The organism is Pseudomonas sp. HP_12, assembly GCF_055283955.1.
Genome location: NZ_JBTOQG010000016.1, coordinates 1 through 18,745, shown reverse-complemented (window position 1 = coordinate 18,745; position 18,745 = coordinate 1). Strand labels below are relative to the sequence as shown.

Genomic DNA, 18,745 nt, shown 5'->3' with positions numbered 1-18,745 from the left:
AAAGGCTGAACACCTGAACAAAATGAACATTGACTTTGAACAATCCTGAACAACAATGGGTGGACGTTTTCGAGCAGGGATGCTCTGCCTAGCGGCATCTCGACAACAATAAATAAAAGCACTCGGACGGAGCCATTTCATGGCCACAGCAGGCGCATCCCCCAGCCACGACAGTATCATTCAGGACTCGTGGGCCCGTTGCCGCGAGTTCGGCCTCGACCACCAGTCACGCCCGTCTTTCGGTCGCCTGCCCGATCAGCAGGTTTCGCAACTGCTCGAGCGCCATCATTCACTGGTGCAGACCACTCACCAGCAGGTGCTGCCCTTCTACGAGAACATCCTGAGCAATTCCAATTGCCTGATCCTGCTCGCCGATCAGCAGGGCCAGGTGCTCAATTCCTGGGGCAACAAGCGCTTCGTCGAGCCGGATCAACAGCCGGGTTTCGTCGCCGGGGCCAGCTGGCTGGAGCAAGGCGCGGGCACCAACGCCATCGGCACGGCCCTGGCCTGTGAACAGGCTGTTCACATTGAACACGATGAACACTTCCTCAAGGCCAACCGTTTCATGACCGGGTCGGCAGCGCCGATTTTCGATGCGTCACGGCGAATGATCGCGGTGCTCGATGTGTCCAGCGACAGCTTCCTGCCGCCCTCCCACACCCTGGGGATGGTCAAGATGATGGGCCAGACCATCGAAAACCGGCTGATCCTCGACCAGTTCCAGCACAGCCATTTCCAGCTGGTATTCAACACCGGCCTGAACAACCTCGACAGCCAGTGGGCCGGGCTGCTGGTGTTCGACGAAAGCGGCCGGGTGCTCTGCGCCAACCGCCGTGCCGACAACCTGCTGGGCGTCAGCCTGCTCAACGCCAACATCGAAAATCTGTTCAAGGCGCCGATCACCGACCTGCTGGATCAAATGGAAGGCCAGCCCTTTCCGCTTCAGGCCTCGGGCCATAACCGTTTTCATTGCGTGCTGAAGCGGCCGAAGGCGCCGGTGCTCAAGCTCAGAACGGTGCCGGTGCCGGTGCCGACTCCGGTGCAAGTATCGGTTGCGTCTCGGTCGGCCACTGTTGGCGCCAGTGAGCCAGGGCTGGGTGATGAGCGGGTTGAGAAAGCCGCGCGCCAGGGGCAGCGACTGCTGGAGAAGAACGTGCCGCTGTTGATCCTCGGCGAAACGGGTGTGGGCAAGGAAGTGTTCGTCAAGGCCCTGCACCGTGCCAGCTCCCGCGCCGATCAGCCAATGATCGCCGTGAACTGCGCGGCGATCCCGTCGGAGCTGGTCGAAGCGGAACTGTTTGGCTACGAAAAAGGCGCGTTCACCGGGGCTCACCATAAAGGCAGCATCGGGCTGATCCGCAAGGCGGACAAAGGCACGCTGTTTCTCGACGAGATCGGCGACATGCCGCTGCCGGTTCAAGCGCGCTTGCTGCGGGTGTTGCAGGAGCGGTGCGTGCAGCCGGTGGGCAGCAGCGAGTTGTACCCGGTGGACATCCGGGTGATTTCCGCGACCCATTGTTCACTGCGCGAGCATGTGCAGAACGGGCGGTTTCGTCAGGATTTGTACTACCGCATCAGTGGCCTGAACCTGGAGCTGCCGCCGTTGCGCGATCGCAGCGATAAACCCGCGCTGGTGCGTGCCATCTGGGAACAGCACCGCGAACCGCAGCAGACAGCGGGCTTCGAGCCTCAGGTGATGGAGCTGTTTGAACGGCACCCGTGGCCGGGAAATCTGCGGCAGTTGAGCAACGTGATTCAAGTGGCGTTGGCGCTCGCCGACGATCAGCCGATCTCCACCGAGCATCTGCCGGAAGACTTTTTTGCGGACCTGGCGATGGGCTGCGAACGTGTCGAGCCCGAGACAGTGCTCAACCGCAAGGCTGCGCTGGATACGCCTGAGGAACTGAGCGAGTTGTTGCAGGCGGCAGGCGGAAATATCTCGCAGCTGGCGAAGCGGCTAGGGGTGAGCCGGAATACGCTGTACAAGCGACTGCGGGAACAGGGGTTTTGATTGGGGTTTGTCGCTAGTGCGCAGAGCCAGCAAAACCGGGAGGCGGAGTGTCAGACGAGGCATTCCCACGCGGGGCGTCTTCACAATCAGCACAGAATTGTAACGGTGGCTTGGGCAAGAAGAATTATATGGCTATATTTGGCCAATATTTCCGAATGCGAGCATACGTCATGATTATCGTCCCCCTCGGTGAGGCCAAGGACAATCTGTCAAAACTGGTAGATGACGCTGCGGCGGGCCAGACTATCACGATCGCTAAACATGGTCGCGCAATGGCGCGCCTCGTCCCGATCGGGCGGCCCACCGGTAAACGCATCGGTGCTATGAAAGGTATTCTCCAACTACCGGACGACTTCGATGCACCGCTTTCTGACTCTGTGCTGGATGATTTCGAAGGCAGTCGCCCATGAGGATACTGCTGGATACTCATATTCTTCTGTGGGCTCTGACTGACGACCCGAAGCTTTCTCCTAAAGCAAAAAAACTGATCGAAACCGCTACTGAGGTTTACATCAGCGCCGCCACGTTTTGGGAGATGTCGATAAAGATTGGCTTGGGGAAACTAACGGCCGATCTCGAGGAGATTCGCGAGTACTGCCGAGACAGCGGCTTTATCGAGCTCCCTGTCAGCGTTGAACATGGAATCGCAGTCAAAGATCTGGAACACCATCATCGCGACCCATTCGATAGGCTAATTGTTGCTGCCGCCATTACTGAACCGATGAAGCTAATTACGTCAGACGCGATGGTTGCCAGGTACACGTCACTTGCTGTTCTGGCCTAAAGCACTTAGGCGCCAAAAGCAGCAGGTCAGTCGACATCAACAATTTGCCAAACGAGCTCCGTGAGACTGATTGTTCCACCCAGAACGGGAACAATCACCGCAGATGTAACGGGTGACAGATGAACTGTGGGAGCGAGCTTGCTCGCGAAGAGGCGGTTACAGTCGCTACATCTTCATTGGCTGAAAAGCCGCCTTCGCGAGCAAGGTGGAGCGCCACCCCGGTCGCTCCCACATCAACCGTGTGCGCGGCTGATCAATCCGCCAACCGCCAGGTCGTGCCGCCTTTGCCGTCTTCCAGCACCACGCCCATGGCAGTGAGTTGATCGCGGATGCGGTCGCTCTCAGCCCAGTTCTTGTCAGCGCGCGCCTGCAGGCGTGCGGCGATCAAGGCTTCGACTTGTGCGGCATCCACTCGCCCTTCGGCGCCGGCGCGCAGGAAGTCATCGGCTTCCAGTTGCAACACGCCCAACACACTGGCCAGCTCCTTCAAGCGCGCCGCCAGACCTGCCGCTGCGTTGACATCGCTGTCGCGCAGGCGGTTGATCTCGCGGACCATCTCGAACAGAACGGCGCACGCTTCCGGGGTCCCGAAGTCGTCGTTCATGGCAGTCGAAAAACGCTCGACGAACGTCTCGCCCCCCGCAGGCTCCGCGACCGGCAAGCCTTTGAGCGCGTGATAGAACCGCTCCAGCGCGCCTTTGGATTCCTTCAGGCTGTCTTCGGAATAGTTGATCGCGCTGCGGTAGTGGCTCGACACCAGCAGGTAACGCACCACTTCCGGGTGGTATTTATCCAGCACGTCGCGAATGGTGAAGAAGTTGTTCAAGGACTTGGACATCTTCTCGCCATTGATGCGGATCATGCCGCAGTGCAACCAGGCGTTGGCGTAGGTCTTGCCGGTCGCGGCTTCGCTCTGGGCAATCTCGTTTTCGTGGTGCGGGAATTCCAGATCGCTACCGCCACCATGAATGTCGAAGGTCTCACCCAGGCAGCAGGTGGACATCACCGAGCACTCGATGTGCCAGCCCGGACGCCCCGCACCCCACGGCGATTCCCAGCTCGGTTCGCCCGGCTTGACGCCTTTCCACAGCACGAAATCCAGGGGGTCGTCCTTGGCTTCATCGACTTCGATCCGGGCACCGATGCGCAGGTCTTCGATCTTCTTGCGCGACAGCTTGCCGTAGCCGAGGAATTTGCCCACGCGGTAATACACGTCGCCATTGCCCGGCGCGTAGGCATAGCCCTTGTCGATCAGGCGCTGAATCATGTCGTGCATGCCGCCGATGTAATCGGTGGCGCGCGGCTCCATGTCCGGCTTGAGGATGTTCAGGCGCGCTTCGTCCTCGTGCATCGCGTCGATCATGCGCGCGGTCAGGGCATCGAACGCTTCACCGTTTTCACGGGCACGGTTGATGATCTTGTCGTCGATGTCGGTGATGTTGCGCACGTAGGTCAGGTCGTAGCCGCTGAAACGCAGCCAGCGGGTGACGACGTCGAACGCCACCATGCTGCGGCCGTGGCCCAGGTGGCAGTAGTCGTACACGGTCATCCCGCAGACGTACATGCGCACCTTGTTGCCATCCAGCGGTTTGAAGACTTCTTTGCTCTTGCTGAGCGTGTTGTAGATAGAAAGCACGTTGCCTACCTTAGCTCCACGAATCGCGGAGCGTCACAGTCCGGTTAAAGACCGGATGACCGGGTTTCGAGTCCTTCAGATCCGCGCAGAAATAGCCTTCGCGTTCGAACTGGAAACGGTCTTCCGGCTGAGCGTCAGCCAACGACGGTTCAGCGCGACAACCGGTCAACACCTGCAGGGAGCCTGGATTGATGTTGTCCAGGAAGGTCTTGCCCTCTTCTGCTTTCTCGGGGTTTGCCGACAGGAACAGACGGTCGTACAAACGCACTTCGCATTCGATGCTTTCGGCTGCCGGTACCCAGTGCACAACGCCTTTGACCTTGCGGCCTTCAGGGTTCTTGCCCAGGGTTTCCGGGTCGTAGGAGCAACGCAGCTCGACGATGTTGCCGTCGGCGTCCTTGATCGCTTCGTCGGCGCGAATCACGTAGCTGCCACGCAGGCGCACTTCACCGTTCGGCTCCAGGCGCTTATAGCCCTTCGGCGGCTCTTCCATGAAGTCGTCACGGTCGATGTAGATCTCGCGGGAGAACGGCAGCTTGCGCACGCCGAGTTCTTCCTTCTGCGGATGGCGCGGCAGTTCGAGGTGGTCGACCTGGCCTTCCGGGTAGTTGGTGATCACGACTTTCAACGGACGCAGCACGCACATGGCGCGCGGGGCGTTGTGGTCTAGGTCCTGACGGATGCTGAATTCCAGCATGCCGAAATCGACCACGCCGTCGGAACGGTTGGTGCCGATCATTTCGCAGAAATTGCGGATCGACGCCGGGGTGTAACCGCGACGGCGGAAGCCCGACAGCGTCGACATGCGCGGGTCGTCCCAGCCGTGCACGTGCTTTTCATCGACCAGTTGCTTGAGCTTGCGCTTGCTGGTGATGGTGTAGTTCAGGTTCAGACGTGAGAACTCGTACTGACGCGGCTTGCACGGCACCGGCAGGTTATCGAGGAACCACTCGTAGAGCGGGCGATGGCTCTCGAATTCCAGGGTGCAGATCGAATGGGTGATGCCTTCGATGGCGTCCGATTGACCGTGGGTGAAATCGTAGATCGGGTAGATGCACCACTTATCACCGGTCTGGTGGTGATGGGCGTGACGAATGCGGTAGAGGATCGGATCGCGCAGGTTCATGTTCGGCGAAGCCATGTCGATCTTGGCGCGCAGGACGCGGGCGCCGTCTTCGAACTCGCCGGCCTTCATGCGGCTGAACAGGTCGAGGTTTTCTTCGACGCTGCGATCGCGGAACGGGCTGTTCTTGCCCGGTTCGGTCAGGGTGCCGCGGTATTCACGCGCCTGCTCGGGGGTCAGGTCATCGACGTAGGCCTTGCCCGTTTCGATCAGATGGACCGCCCAGGCGTACAACTGGTCGAAATACTGCGAGGCATAACGCACTTCGCCGGACCACTCGAAGCCCAGCCATTTGACGTCGGCTTCAATGGCGTCGATGTATTCCTGGTCTTCCTTCGCCGGGTTGGTGTCGTCGAAGCGCAGATGCGTGACGCCGCCGAATTCCTGAGCCAGACCAAAGTTGACGCAAATCGACTTGGCATGACCGATGTGCAGGTAGCCGTTGGGCTCCGGCGGGAAGCGGGTCACGATCTGGGTGTGCTTGCCCGAATCCAGGTCAGCCTGCACGATGGGGCGCAGGAAGTTGGTTGGAATGGCTGGGCCTGCCTTGGAATTCGCAGCGGCATCTTGAGTGGGCTTGCTCATAGGATCCTTGTACGGGTCGCGGCCAGGAAGGCCGGTTAAATCAAAGCGCCTATCATAGCCGAAGCTGTCAAGCCCCTGACAGCGCGCTGTGACAAAACTGCCAAGATGGGCGCCCGGTCAGCGGCGGAACCTGCAGCTCAATCGCAACTACCCGAGCAACGGCTACCCTCTGTAAACTGCGCGCCTGGAGTAAATCCGAAGGACTGGCCTCGCATTCCGATGGCCGACTGCCGCGATCACTGCCTCCCATTACGACTTCAAAGAGCGAGCTGACCATGTCGAAAGTAAAGCTGACCACCAACCACGGTGAAATCGTTCTGCAATTGAACGCAGAAAAGGCGCCGCTGACTGTCGCCAACTTCATCGAATACGTCAAAGCCGGCCACTACGAAAACACCGTGTTTCACCGCGTGATCGGCAATTTCATGATCCAGGGCGGCGGTTTCGAGCCCGGCATGAAAGAGAAGAAAGACAAGCGCCCGAGCATCCAGAACGAAGCCGACAACGGCCTGCCGAACAAGAAGTATTCAGTGGCCATGGCCCGCACCATGGAGCCCCATTCAGCCTCGGCGCAGTTCTTCATCAACGTCGCCGACAACAGTTTCCTCAACCACAGCGCCAAGACCGTGCAGGGTTGGGGTTACGCCGTGTTCGCTGACGTCATCGAAGGCGCTGACGTGGTCGACAAGATCAAAGGCGTCGCCACCACGTCCAAGGCCGGTCACCAGGACGTGCCGGCCGAAGACGTGATCATCGAGAAAGCCGAGATCATTGAGTGATATTGCTGATCTCCGATCTGCACCTTGAAGAAGGACGCCCGGACATTACCCGGGCGTTTCTCGGTCTGCTGAATGGTCGCGCGCGCGAGGCTGAATCGCTGTACATCCTTGGGGATTTCTTCGAAGCCTGGATTGGCGATGACGCCATGTCGCCCTTTCAGCGCTCGATTTGCCAGGCGCTGCGTACGCTGAGCGACAGCGGCACGCAGGTGTTCCTGATGCATGGCAATCGCGACTTCATGATCGGTCAGGGTTTTTGCAAAGCGGCGGGCTGCACGCTGCTCAAGGACCCGAGCGTCGTGAATTTCAATGGCGAACCGGTGCTGCTGATGCACGGCGACAGCCTGTGTACGCGGGACGAAGCCTACATGCGGATGCGCCGTTACCTGCGCCATCCGCTGACGCTGTGGGTGCTGCGGCATCTGCCGTTGAGCACACGGCACAAGCTGGCGCGCAAGCTACGCAGCGAAAGCCGTGCGCAGACGCGGATGAAGGCCAGCGACATTGTCGACGTCACGCCGGACGAAGTGCCACGGGTGATGAACGAGTCTGGCGTGAAGACGCTGATTCATGGTCACACCCATCGGCCTGCGGTTCACGACCTTCAACTGGATGAGACCACGGCGGAGCGCATTGTGCTGGGGGATTGGGATCGTGAGGGGTGGTTACTGCAGATCGATGAGTCGGGCTTTCATCTGGAGTCGTTTGCATTTGAGCCAGAGCCGGGTTTGCCGGTAGGTCAGGACTGACCACGGATTATCGTCGGGAGTGAAACCTGTGGGAGTGAGCTTGCTCACGAATACGGTATTTCAGCCGCTGAAGATTTAGCGAATGTCCCGGCCTCTTCGTGAGCAAGCTCACTCCCACAAGTATTGTGTTTGACGCCGACAGCGCGGCGTCAATCAATGCCCTCCCCCAGGCGCCGCCTTCGCGGTAAACGGCGGTTTGGCCAGCCAGATAATCAAGATCAGCGACAGGAACACCCAGCCCATCATGTAGAAGTAGTCCACCGTGGACATCATGTACGCCTGGCTGGTGACCATCGAATCGAGCTGTGCATACGCCTGATTGCTCGCCCCACCCAGGGTCTCCAGCGCATGTCGCGTCGTCGGCTCGTAGGCGTTCACGCTTTCGCTCAGATAGGCGTGGTGCTGATCGGCGCGGCGGATCCAGATCCACGTGGTCAAGGAGGCCGCGAAGCTGCCCCCCAGGTTACGCAGGAAGGTCGCCAGCCCCGAGCCGTCGGCGATCTGCGACGGCGGCAGGTCGGAGAGCAGGATGCTCAAGGTCGGCATGAAGAACAGCGCAATCCCCGCGCCCATGAACAACTGCACCAGCGCGATGTGCTCGAAATCCACCTGACTGGTGAAACTTGCTCGCATGAAGCAACTCAGGCCAATCCCCAGAAACGCGAGCCCGGCGAGGAGGCGCAAGTCGAATTTATGCGCATAACGTCCCACGAAGGGCGACATCAATACTGGCAGCACCCCGAGTGGCGCCACCGCCAGCCCCGCATAGGTCGCCGTGTAACCCATCTGCGTTTGCAGCCACTGGGGCAGAATCAGGTTGATCCCGAAGAACCCCGCGTAGCCCGCCACCAGACAGATCGTCCCGTAGCGAAAGTTGCGAAACGCAAACAGCCGCAGGTTGACCACCGGGTGATCATCCGTCATTTCCCAGATGACAAATGCCGCCAGGCCAATGGCTGAAATCACCGAGCCGATGATGATGAAGTTCGACTCGAACCAGTCCAGGTCATTGCCTTTGTCGAGCACGATCTGCAGCGCGCCCACGCCGATGATCAGCGTAATAAGCCCCACGTAATCCATGGGCTGGCGGCTGGTGCTGACCGGCCGGGTAGCCATCTGCTGACGCACAACGAACGCCGCGAACAGTCCGATCGGCACGTTGATGAAAAAGATCCACGGCCAGCTGTAACTGTCGGTGATCCAGCCGCCGAGAATCGGCCCGGCAATCGGCGCCACGACCGTCACCATCGCCAGCAATGCCAATGCCATCCCCCGTTTCGCAGGGGGATAAACGGCGATCAGCAGCGTTTGCGTCATCGGGTACAACGGCCCGGCAACCATGCCCTGCAACACTCGAAAGCCCACCAGCTCAGGCATCGAGGTGGAAATGCCGCAGAGAAACGAGGCGGTGACGAACAGCAGCGTGGCCCACAGAAACAGCTTCACCTCGCCGAAGCGCCGGCTCAGCCAGCCGGTCAGCGGCAGCGCGATGGCGTTACTGACCGCGAACGAGGTGATGACCCACGTGCCCTGCTCCGAGCTCACGCCTAGGTTGCCGGAGATGGTCGGCAAGGCCACGTTGGCGATGGTCGTGTCGAGCACTTGCATGAAAGTCGCCAGCGACAGGCCGATGGTGGTCAGCAACAGGCTTGGCGGCGTAAAAGAAGCGGGAGCGTTCGTACTCATCGCGAATCCTTTGACACTCAAAGATCACCACGGCCTGTACACACAGGCCGTGGCAGATGGATTGGCGAATCAGCGCTGGGCTGTCTTGCCGCTGGTTGACGCGCTGTTCTCGTGGATCACGCGGGCGATCATCGTGTCGGCGTCGGCCAGTTGTTTGGCGTAGACATCGGTGGTGAACAGCGGCTGCTTCGGCGGTTGCTGCGCCAGCACCGGACCGCTCTGGTCGTGAAGGTTCACGTCAACGGTGGTCGACAGGCCGATGCGCAGCGGATGCTTGGCCAGCTCGTCGGCGTTGATGTGAATCCGCACCGGAATACGCTGGACGATCTTGATCCAGTTACCGGTGGCGTTCTGTGCGGGCAACAATGCAAACGCACTGCCGGTACCGGCGCCGACGCTGTCCACGGTGCCGCTGTATTTGACGTCGCCGCCGTACAGGTCGGCTTCGATGTCCACCGGCTGGCCGATGCGCATCTGGCCGAGCTGGGTTTCCTTGAAGTTGGCATCGATCCACAGCTGGTCGAGGGGGATCACCGCCATCAGCGCAGTGCCCGGCTGAACCCGCTGGCCCAGCTGCACGGTGCGCTTGGCGACGTAACCGGTGACCGGCGCGATCAGCGTGCTGCGTGCGTTGCTCAGGTAGGCCTGACGCAGTTGAGCGGCAGCGGCTTTGACGTCCGGGTGCGAGGACACCTGGGTGTCGTCCACCAGCGCAGTGCTGGTGGCCAGCTGCTGCTGGATGTTGGTCAACGCGTTCTGCGCGGTGGTCAGGTCATCCTTGGCGTGGGACAGCTCTTCCTGGGAAATCGCCCCGCCGGCCGCCAAGCTGCGACGACGGTTGTAGTTGTCCTGGGCTCTCTGCACTTCAGCGCGCTGGGCCGCCAGTTGCGCCTTCATGCCATCGACGTTGCTGTACAAGCCGCGCACCTGACGCACGACTTTCGCCAGATTGGCTTCGGCACTTTGCAGCGCCACTTCGGCGTCATTCGGGTCGAACTGCACCAGCACCTGCCCCTCGCGGACCAGATCGCCGTCGTCGGCGCCGATGCTGACCACGGTGCCGGTGACTTGGGGGGTGATCTCCACGACGTTGCCATTGACATAGGCATCGTCGGTGCTCTCGCTCCAGCGACCGTACATTTCGTACCAGGCCCAGACGCCAAGCACGCCAAGCACCACGATCAGCAGCAGGCCGAGCAACAGCAGCTTGCGCTTGCGCGGGTTCTTGGTCGGTTTGGTCTGCTCGGCGCCCTTGTCAGCGGCCTTGTCAGGCGCGGAGGCGTTGACGTCCTTTTCTTCGTTTGTAGCGTTGTTGTCGGTAGTGGCAGTGGCCATGACGATTACCTTAATGAGTCAGCGAAGCAGTTGACGGGACGACCGGGGCGGCGTTATCGCCGGGCTTGCTGTCTTCGATGCCTCCCCCGAGGGCCTGCATCAACTGGATCGAAAGATCGATTCGTTCCGCGTTGAGATCAGCCTGTTGGCGTTGCGATTGCAGCAGTTGTTGCTCGACGCTCAGCACGTCCAGGTAGTTGCCGATCCCCGAGGAGTAGCGCTGAACGACGGTGTCGTAGGATTTCTGAATCACGTCGGTCGCCTGCTGGCGAGCCTCGATCTGACGGCGGATGTCGCGCAACTGACCGATGCCATCGCTGACATCACCCAGCGCCCGGACCAGCGTCTTGTTGTACTGCGCCACGGCGAGGTCATAGTCGGCGTCCCGCGCATCCAGGTCGGCACGGCGACGGCCGCCGTCGAAGATCGGCAGCGACACCGTCGGCGCGACGTTGAAGAAGCGACTGGCCGAGCCGAACATCGCATCACCCAACAGCGACTCCACCCCTGCCGACGCGCTCAGGTTGAGGTTCGGGTAGAAGTTGGTCTTGCTGACGTCGATGTTTTTGCTCGCCGCTTCAACCCGCCAGCGCGCGGCTACCAGATCCGGGCGACGGCCCAGCAATTCCGCAGGCACCACCGAAGGCAGGGCCACGGCAGCAGGTTGCAGCACCGCAGGCCGACTCAGTTGTTCGCCGCGGTCCGGGCCTTTGCCCATCAGCACGGCCAGCTGGATCTTGGCGCTGCGCAGGCTTTTTTCCGCGTCCGCCAACGACTCGCGAGAGTTGGCTTCCAGGCTCTGGGTCTGTTCGTACTGGTACTCGCTGTCGATGCCCGACTTGAAGCGCCGCGAGCCCAGGTCAAGCAATTGACTTGTGCGTTTGAGGTCTTCAGCCGCCAGGTCACGGACGATGTAGGCCTGGCCCAGGTCGCTGTAAGCGCGGGCGACGTCGGCGGCCAGGGTCAATTGCGCTGCTTGCTGGTCGACTTCGCTGGCACGGGCCTGGCCCAACGCCGCTTCCCAGGCCGCACGCTGGCCGCCCCACAAGTCGAAGTTGTAATTGAAGCCGGCGCTCAGGCTGCGCAAGGTGCTGTAGCGGTCGCCCGCCCCGGTCGGGTCCTGATCGCGGGCCAGACGCGAACGGCTGACGCTGGCGTCGGCATCCACGGTCGGCATGCGTTCGGCGTCGGCGGCATAGGCCTGCGCGTTCGCCTGATGGGTCCGGGCGGCAGCGATCTGCATGTCCGGACTGTCGCGCAGTGCTTCGGTGATCAGGCTATTGAGTTGTGGATCGCCCAGGCTGGTCCACCAGTCGCGCTTCGGCCAGGCGGCCGGCGACAGGGTGATGCCATTGAGGCTTTGAGCGGTCTGCAGACTGTTGGCATCGATGCCGACGGCTTCGGTTTTCAGGCCTTTGGAACTGGCGCAACCGGCCAGCACCAGTGCCACGACTATCAGGCTCAGGGACGTGCGCAGGGTCGAGCCCCGCTGAAGGTGAGTGCTCATTGTTCGGCAATCCGGGCAATCGTGATGGGGTCGCCCGAGGCAACCAGAATTTTCGTCAGAATCTTTTCCAGGGCCAGCAGCTCGCTGTCTTCCAGTACGCCGACCATCTCGTTCATCGCGTGTGCGCCGATTTCCGGCAACAGGTCGGAGAGCGCCTTGCCTTCCTCGGTCAGCACCAGTTGCACCTGACGCCGATCGGATTCCGAGCGCGCGCGGGACAACAGGTTTTTCTGTTCCAGACGATCGAGCATGCGGGTCATCGAACCGCTGTCGAGGTTCAACATGCGGCAGATGTCGGCCGGGGTCTCAGCGCAGAAACGCGCGATCATCACCAGCACTTTGAACTGCTGCGCAGTGACGCCGTGGGGCTCGAGATGCCGGTCGAGGATGCGGTTTTTCAGTTGCTCAGTCCGGCCCAGCAACATGCCCAGCAGACTGTCGTGAAAATTTTCAGGAGTGAAATGCGCCATTGATAGCCACCCATTATCTGCTTAGGCAGTGAATGGAGGCGATCTTACTGCCTAGGCAGTAAACACACAATGAAACAATACTTAGGGTGCGCGAATTCGGACGAACGTAGTTCGCCTGCTGAATGGGTAGGTTTCTAGAGTGGCTTAGAGCGCCGGCACACCGCTGTGGAAGCGGAAATCTTCATCCGGGCTCAGGATCAGCTCGCGCTCGGCCAGGCGGATTTCTTCGATCTTGGCGTCGACGTCCGCTTCAGTGCCGTAGGTGTAGGCGAGTTTCAGGTAGTCCTGAAAATGCCGGGCTTCGGACTTGAGCAGGCTGGCGTAGAACTTCGACAGGTCTTCGTCCAGATGCGGCACCAGGGCGGCGAAGCGTTCGCACGAGCGCGCTTCGACGATGGCGCCGACGACCAGCGCGTCGGTCAGGCGATACGGGTTGTGGGTACGAACGAGTTTGCGCAGCGACCCGGCATAGCGCGCCGAGCTGATGTTGGCCATCGGAATGCCGCGCTTCTTGATGATGCCGATCACTTGTTCGAAGTGACGCAGCTCTTCGCGCGCCAGCCGGGACATCTTGGCCAGCAGGTCGAACTTGTCGTTGTACTGGAACATGAACTGAAACGCCGCGCCGGCGGCCTTCTTTTCATTGTTGGCGTGATCGATCAGCAGGATATCCAGATTCTGCAAGGCGGCCTGAACCCAACTGTCGGGCGTGGGGCAAAGCAGGAAAGCGTCGATTTCTGGATAGATCTGCATGGGTTCACGGATGGCTGGCTGGGCAAGGCGCAGCATTATACGGAGCCTGACGGGCAGAGCCAGCGTGCGCAGATGAAAAGCATGGATTGTCGGGACCGGGCGCGAGAATCAGGTCACGATCAAACCGCGCCCATCGCATCCTTGAGGAAGCCGGGCGCAATGTAGCGCTCGTAGTGCGCTTCGGAGAGGAGGAAGAATTCCCGATCAATGGCATCGCGCAGCTCAGGCAGCGACCAGTCGCGAAACTCCGGCAGCAGCACCATGCCGTAGGCGTCCAGCTGGTTGATCACCCTCGCGCCCCGGGCAATCAGCTGGTAGGCCCAGCAATATTCCGACTGATGGGGGACGAAACGGATTTTGCGTTGCTCCAGTTGCGACCGCAGCTTTGCCGGATCGAATACCTCGACTTTCCCGGCCATCACTTGCACCAGCAGCTGTTCCAGGCGCAGCCAGACAGCGCGCTTCGCGTCTTCGTCGTAGCCGTTCCAGTGGATCACTTCGTGGTGAAAGCGCTTGCATCCCCGGCACACGAGGTCGCCGTAGACGGTGGAGCACAGGCCCACGCAGGGCGTCTTGATGATTTGATTGGGCATGGCAAGGGAACACGACGGCGAACGAAACAAGCCGGCATGTTAGCCCTTTGTCTAACGAGGTACACCCTTCAACCTGTAGGGGCTAACTTACCTTCAGCGGTTTTTTACCGTAGAATCACCGGGCCTTTTAAGGCGCCAATGTCCGTTGGAAGCTGTTTTCAAAGCGTCACGAGCACAGTCAGGGCTTTTTACGATAAGCCGGCGAGCCACTTATCGTACAAAGCCCGCCCCGCAGTCCGGTTTGACGCGAGTCCCTCGCGTCCCCTCCCCGACCGATCATGCAGGCGTAAAACTTTGAAAACAGCTTCTGTTGGAGATCGTCAGCTTCCTGCCAAGAAACCTTAAAAAGTTCGAGAGCGCCGATGCGGACCTTCTCTGGATGAGCGTCCCGGACACCCATTTGGGACCACTGATGAGGGTAATACTGTGCTTGAAGCCTACCGTAAACACATCGAAGAGCGTGCCGCCCAGGGTATCGTGCCCCAGCCGCTTAACGCCGAACAAACTGCAGGCCTGGTCGAGCTGCTGAAAAACCCACCGGCTGGCGAAGAAGCTTTCCTGCTTGACCTGATCACCAATCGCGTTCCACCGGGCGTTGACGAAGCTGCCTACGTCAAAGCCGGTTTCCTTTCTGCCCTGGCCAAGGGCGAAGTTCATTCCCCTCTGCTGGACAAGAAGCGCGCCGTCGAACTGCTCGGCACCATGCAGGGCGGCTACAACATCGTGACCATGGTTGATCTGCTGGACGACGCCGAGCTGGCACCTGTCGCTGCAGAGCAACTGAAGCACACCCTGCTGATGTTCGATGCCTTCCACGACGTCGCTGAAAAAGCCAAGAACGGCAACGCACACGCCAAGGGCGTGCTGCAGTCCTGGGCTGACGGCGAGTGGTTCCAGAAGCGTCCGACCCTGGCCGAAAAGATCAGCCTGCGCGTCTTCAAGGTCACCGGCGAAACCAACACCGACGACCTGTCGCCTGCGCCTGACGCCTGGTCCCGCCCGGACATCCCGCTGCACGCCCTGGCCATGCTGAAAATGGCCCGCGACGGCATCGTCCCTGACGTGCAAGGCTCCATCGGTCCGATGAAGCAGATCGAAGATATGCGCAGCCAGGGTTTCCCTATCGCCTACGTCGGTGACGTGGTCGGTACCGGTTCCTCGCGTAAATCGGCCACCAACTCGGTGCTGTGGTTCTTCGGCGACGACATCCCGAACGTGCCGAACAAGCGCGCTGGCGGCTTCTGCTTCGGCAGCAAGATCGCACCGATCTTCTACAACACCATGGAAGATGCGGGCGCCCTGCCGATCGAGTTCGACGTATCGAACATCAACATGGGCGACGTCATCGACGTTTACCCGTATGCCGGCAAAGTCACCAAACATGGCACCGACGAAGTCCTGGCGACCTTCGAACTGAAGACGCCTGTGCTGCTTGACGAAGTCCGCGCTGGCGGCCGTATTCCGCTGATCATCGGCCGTGGCCTGACCGGCAAGGCCCGCACCGAACTGGGCCTGCCGCCTTCGACGCTGTTCAAGCTGCCTGACGTTCCCGCTGCCAGCACCAAGGGCTTCACCCTGGCGCAGAAGATGGTCGGCAAGGCCTGCGGCACCGACGGTATCCGTCCGGGCACTTACTGCGAGCCGAAGATGACCACCGTCGGTTCTCAGGACACCACCGGTCCCATGACCCGTGACGAACTGAAAGACCTGGCGTGCCTGGGCTTCTCCACCGATCTGGTGATGCAGTCGTTCTGCCACACCGCGGCGTATCCGAAGCCGATCGACGTCAAGACTCACCACACGCTGCCTGACTTCATCATGACCCGTGGCGGCGTTTCCCTGCGTCCGGGCGACGGCATCATCCACAGCTGGCTGAACCGCATGCTGCTGCCGGACACCGTCGGCACCGGTGGCGACTCCCACACCCGTTTCCCGATCGGTATCTCGTTCCCGGCCGGTTCCGGTCTGGTCGCGTTCGCCGCTGCCACTGGCGTCATGCCGCTGGACATGCCGGAGTCGATCCTGGTTCGTTTCAAGGGCAAGCTGCAACCGGGCGTCACCCTGCGCGACCTGGTTCATGCGATTCCGTACTACGCCATTCAGAAAGGCCTGCTGACGGTCGAGAAGAAGGGCAAGAAGAACACGTTCTCCGGTCGCATTCTGGAGATCGAAGGTCTGGAAACCCTGACCGTCGAACAGGCTTTCGAACTGTCCGACGCTTCGGCCGAACGCTCTGCCGCCGGTTGCACCATCAAGCTGTCGAAAGAGTCGATCGCCGAGTACCTGAAGTCGAACATCACCCTGCTGCGCTGGATGATCGGCGAAGGCTACGGCGACCCGCGTACCCTGGAGCGTCGTGCTCAGGCGATGGAAGCCTGGGTGGCCAACCCAGAACTGCTGGAAGCCGATGCTGACGCGGAATACGCCGAGATCATCGAGATCGATCTGGCCGATGTGAAAGAGCCTGTACTCTGCGCGCCGAACGACCCGGACGATGCCCGTCTGTTGTCGAGCGTCGCTGGCGAGAAGATCGACGAGGTGTTCATCGGTTCGTGCATGACCAACATCGGCCACTTCCGCGCCGCCGGCAAGTTGCTGGAGCAGGTGAAGGGTCAGTTGCCGACGCGTCTGTGGCTGTCGCCGCCGACGAAGATGGATGCTCATCAGTTGACCGAGGAAGGTTACTACGGCATTTACGGCAAGGCTGGCGCGCGCATGGAGATGCCGGGCTGTTCGCTGTGCATGGGTAACCAGGCGCGTGTTGAGCCGAATTCGACAGTGGTGTCGACGTCGACTCGTAACTTCCCGAACCGTTTGGGTGATGGGGCGAACGTGTACCTGGCGTCGGCTGAGTTGGCGTCGGTGGCGTCGATTCTGGGTCGTCTGCCGACGGTCGAGGAGTATATGGAGTACGCGGGCAAGATCGACAGTATGGCTGCCGATGTTTACCGTTACTTGAGCTTCGATCAGATCGCGGAATTCCGTGAGGCTGCAGCAAACGCTAATATCCCGGTTGTTCAGGCTTAATAGCTGAGACCGTGTTGAGAGAACCCCGCTTCGGCGGGGTTTTTTTTGTTTTGAAGATCAAGGGCGTCTGCCTGGGGGCAGACGTTTCGCCTTCGGCGAGTTACTTGGAAAAGTCGAAAGTCGCACCATCCCCAAGTAACCAAGGGTGCTTGCTCCTGGTTGGGCCCGACTTCGTCGGGTTCCTTCACTCCGACGATGCTCCGTGGGCCAGCGCCGAACGGACATCCATGTCCTGACGGCGCTCTCGCCGCATCCATGCGGCTCGGCCCACTGCGCATCGTCTACGTTCAGCCTGCACCCAAGTCGCGTTTGACGGTGTCTGAACTTTTTGCGTAGGAAGATCAAAAGCGCAAAGCAGATCAAAAGCAGATCAAAAGCTTCCCGGCTAAAGCCGGTCCTACTGATGGTATGCGATGCTTTTTTGTAGGACTGGCTTTAGCCGGGAAGGCGGTCCCACTGGCTGCATGCGTTGCTTTTAGTGGGACCGGCTTTAGCCGGGAAGGCGCCAGTTCAAGCGGGCGAAGGCCGATGAAGCGACGCCGTCCCCGTGGGAGCGAGCTTGCTCGCGAATGCTGTTGATCGTGCGCGGGGGTAGCCGTAGCCAGGTCCGCCGTCAGCCGCTTAGACTGTCCCCTCTTTCTGTTTTCAAAGGACGAATCCAGTGAATGTTGCTGTTGATCAGGTGGTGATCCATCGTTTTACCGATGCCCATATCGAGGGTGTCACTGCGCTGTATAACGACCCCAGTGTGTGTCGTCAGGTGCTTCAGATGCCGTATCAGTCGGCCGATGTCTGGCGCAAACGGCTGGCGGGGGCCGATGACCGTTCGGTGAAGCTGGTCGCTTTGCACCAAGGTCAGGTGATCGGCAACATCGGTCTGGAACAATACGCGCGCATTCGCCAGCGCCATGTCGGCGCCATCGGCATGGGCGTGGCGGCGGGGTGGCAGGGCAAAGGGGTGGGGTCGCGGCTGATGGCCGCCGTACTGGAAGTCGCGGACAACTGGATGAACCTGCACCGGGTTGAACTCACCGTGTTTGCCGATAACGAAGCCGCCCTGGCGCTGTACCGCAAATTCGGCTTCGAAACCGAAGGCCGCCTGCGCGACTACGCCATACGCGACGGCGTCCTCGTCGACGCCATCAGCATGGCGCGATTGAAATAACCGCTCAGCCCATTGGAACAGCGACGCAGAGCGTCACAGGCTGCATTCCCACGCGGAGCGTGGGCACGATCATCAGGGTACATTCCGCGAAAGGGATGGTGCTCACACCGGCCCCTTCCCGGCTAAAGCCGGTCCTACAATTTGAAACGCGCGCGGTCAGTAGGACCGGCTTCAGCCGGGAAGCTGTTGATCTGCCTTGCTTTTGATCTTTGAACACAAACAGTCCAGACACCGCCAGACGCGACTTGGGTGCAGGCTGAACGCAGGTCTCGCGCAGTGGGCCGAGCCGCATGGATGCGGCGAGAGCTGCCCCCGCCATGGATGGCGGATGGCAGCGGGCCCACGGAGCGAGGCCGGAGTGAAGGAACCCGACGAAGGAGGGCCCAACCAGGAGCAAGCACCCTTGGTTACTTGGGGTGCTTTTCCGTAACTGGGGGTGTCAGAAATTTTGTGTTCGGGCATAACATGAGTAAGAGGTGCATGTATGCCAACCAAAAAGAAACCTGCGTTACGCGAGCTACCCAAAATCCCTAAAGAGCTGC

15 protein-coding genes are annotated in these 18,745 nt (G+C 60.5%); 7 read left to right on the top strand and 8 right to left on the bottom strand.

The features are described from left to right. The first annotated feature begins 139 nt into the window (after positions 1 to 139). The 3 genes from ACYASU_RS13310 to ACYASU_RS13300 all read left to right on the top strand — a co-directional run bounded on the left by ACYASU_RS13310 (position 140) and on the right by ACYASU_RS13300 (position 2,795). Positions 140 to 2,011, top strand: a complete 1,872-nt coding sequence (locus ACYASU_RS13310) for a sigma-54-dependent Fis family transcriptional regulator (protein WP_463583055.1) — start codon at positions 140 to 142, stop codon at positions 2,009 to 2,011. Positions 2,012 to 2,181: 170 nt separating this feature from the next. Next, positions 2,182 to 2,421: a type II toxin-antitoxin system Phd/YefM family antitoxin gene (locus tag ACYASU_RS13305; RefSeq protein ID WP_065986546.1), complete on the top strand. Its 240-nt coding sequence runs from the start codon at positions 2,182 to 2,184 to the stop codon at positions 2,419 to 2,421. Further along, complete coding sequence (locus tag ACYASU_RS13300; protein ID WP_463583054.1) at positions 2,418 to 2,795, top strand: type II toxin-antitoxin system VapC family toxin; 378 nt, start codon at positions 2,418 to 2,420, stop codon at positions 2,793 to 2,795. The genes ACYASU_RS13305 and ACYASU_RS13300 overlap by 4 nt, the downstream gene beginning before the upstream one ends. A gap of 253 nt (positions 2,796 to 3,048) precedes the next feature. Here ACYASU_RS13300 and cysS read toward each other — a convergent pair whose 3' ends face one another. Then, positions 3,049 to 4,431 (bottom strand): cysteine--tRNA ligase, encoded by a 1,383-nt coding sequence (cysS, locus tag ACYASU_RS13295; protein ID WP_463583053.1) that lies wholly within the window; start codon positions 4,429 to 4,431, stop codon positions 3,049 to 3,051. Positions 4,432 to 4,441: 10 nt separating this feature from the next. Continuing rightward, the gene (locus ACYASU_RS13290) at positions 4,442 to 6,139 is read right to left on the bottom strand and encodes a glutamine--tRNA ligase/YqeY domain fusion protein (RefSeq protein WP_192174110.1); all 1,698 of its coding nucleotides are present in this window, start codon (positions 6,137 to 6,139) and stop codon (positions 4,442 to 4,444) included. Positions 6,140 to 6,414: 275 nt separating this feature from the next. Between ACYASU_RS13290 and ACYASU_RS13285 the strand changes: the two genes are divergently transcribed. Continuing rightward, positions 6,415 to 6,918, top strand: a complete 504-nt coding sequence (locus tag ACYASU_RS13285) for a peptidylprolyl isomerase (protein WP_463583052.1) — start codon at positions 6,415 to 6,417, stop codon at positions 6,916 to 6,918. Then, positions 6,915 to 7,667, top strand: coding sequence for a UDP-2,3-diacylglucosamine diphosphatase (locus ACYASU_RS13280; protein WP_463583051.1), 753 nt, complete (start codon positions 6,915 to 6,917; stop codon positions 7,665 to 7,667). The genes ACYASU_RS13285 and ACYASU_RS13280 overlap by 4 nt, the downstream gene beginning before the upstream one ends. Positions 7,668 to 7,820: 153 nt before the next feature. Here ACYASU_RS13280 and ACYASU_RS13275 read toward each other — a convergent pair whose 3' ends face one another. From ACYASU_RS13275 to ACYASU_RS13250, 6 genes are all read right to left on the bottom strand, one after another. Next, positions 7,821 to 9,353, bottom strand: coding sequence for a DHA2 family efflux MFS transporter permease subunit (locus ACYASU_RS13275; RefSeq protein WP_133773439.1), 1,533 nt, complete (start codon positions 9,351 to 9,353; stop codon positions 7,821 to 7,823). A gap of 69 nt (positions 9,354 to 9,422) precedes the next feature. Then, a complete protein-coding gene (locus ACYASU_RS13270; RefSeq protein WP_463583050.1) occupies positions 9,423 to 10,688 on the bottom strand; it encodes an HlyD family efflux transporter periplasmic adaptor subunit in 1,266 nt (421 codons plus the stop codon). Between the two features lie 10 nt (positions 10,689 to 10,698). Next, positions 10,699 to 12,195: an efflux transporter outer membrane subunit gene (locus tag ACYASU_RS13265; RefSeq protein ID WP_463583049.1), complete on the bottom strand. Its 1,497-nt coding sequence runs from the start codon at positions 12,193 to 12,195 to the stop codon at positions 10,699 to 10,701. Beyond that, positions 12,192 to 12,665 carry a MarR family winged helix-turn-helix transcriptional regulator gene (locus ACYASU_RS13260; protein ID WP_192174116.1) on the bottom strand — a complete coding sequence of 158 codons (474 nt, stop codon included), beginning with the start codon at positions 12,663 to 12,665 and terminating at the stop codon, positions 12,192 to 12,194. The genes ACYASU_RS13265 and ACYASU_RS13260 overlap by 4 nt, the downstream gene beginning before the upstream one ends. 144 nt (positions 12,666 to 12,809) lie before the next feature. Then, positions 12,810 to 13,418: a MiaE family protein gene (locus tag ACYASU_RS13255; protein ID WP_122537832.1), complete on the bottom strand. Its 609-nt coding sequence runs from the start codon at positions 13,416 to 13,418 to the stop codon at positions 12,810 to 12,812. A gap of 119 nt (positions 13,419 to 13,537) precedes the next feature. Then, positions 13,538 to 14,011, bottom strand: a complete 474-nt coding sequence (locus ACYASU_RS13250) for a DUF1289 domain-containing protein (RefSeq protein WP_423572634.1) — start codon at positions 14,009 to 14,011, stop codon at positions 13,538 to 13,540. Between the two features lie 426 nt (positions 14,012 to 14,437). Between ACYASU_RS13250 and acnB the strand changes: the two genes are divergently transcribed. Continuing rightward, positions 14,438 to 17,038 (top strand): bifunctional aconitate hydratase 2/2-methylisocitrate dehydratase, encoded by a 2,601-nt coding sequence (acnB, locus tag ACYASU_RS13245; protein WP_463583048.1) that lies wholly within the window; start codon positions 14,438 to 14,440, stop codon positions 17,036 to 17,038. A 661-nt stretch (positions 17,039 to 17,699) separates the two neighbouring features. Then, a complete protein-coding gene (locus ACYASU_RS13240) occupies positions 17,700 to 18,203 on the top strand; it encodes a GNAT family N-acetyltransferase (RefSeq protein WP_463583047.1) in 504 nt (167 codons plus the stop codon). Positions 18,204 to 18,745: the final 542 nt, after the last annotated feature.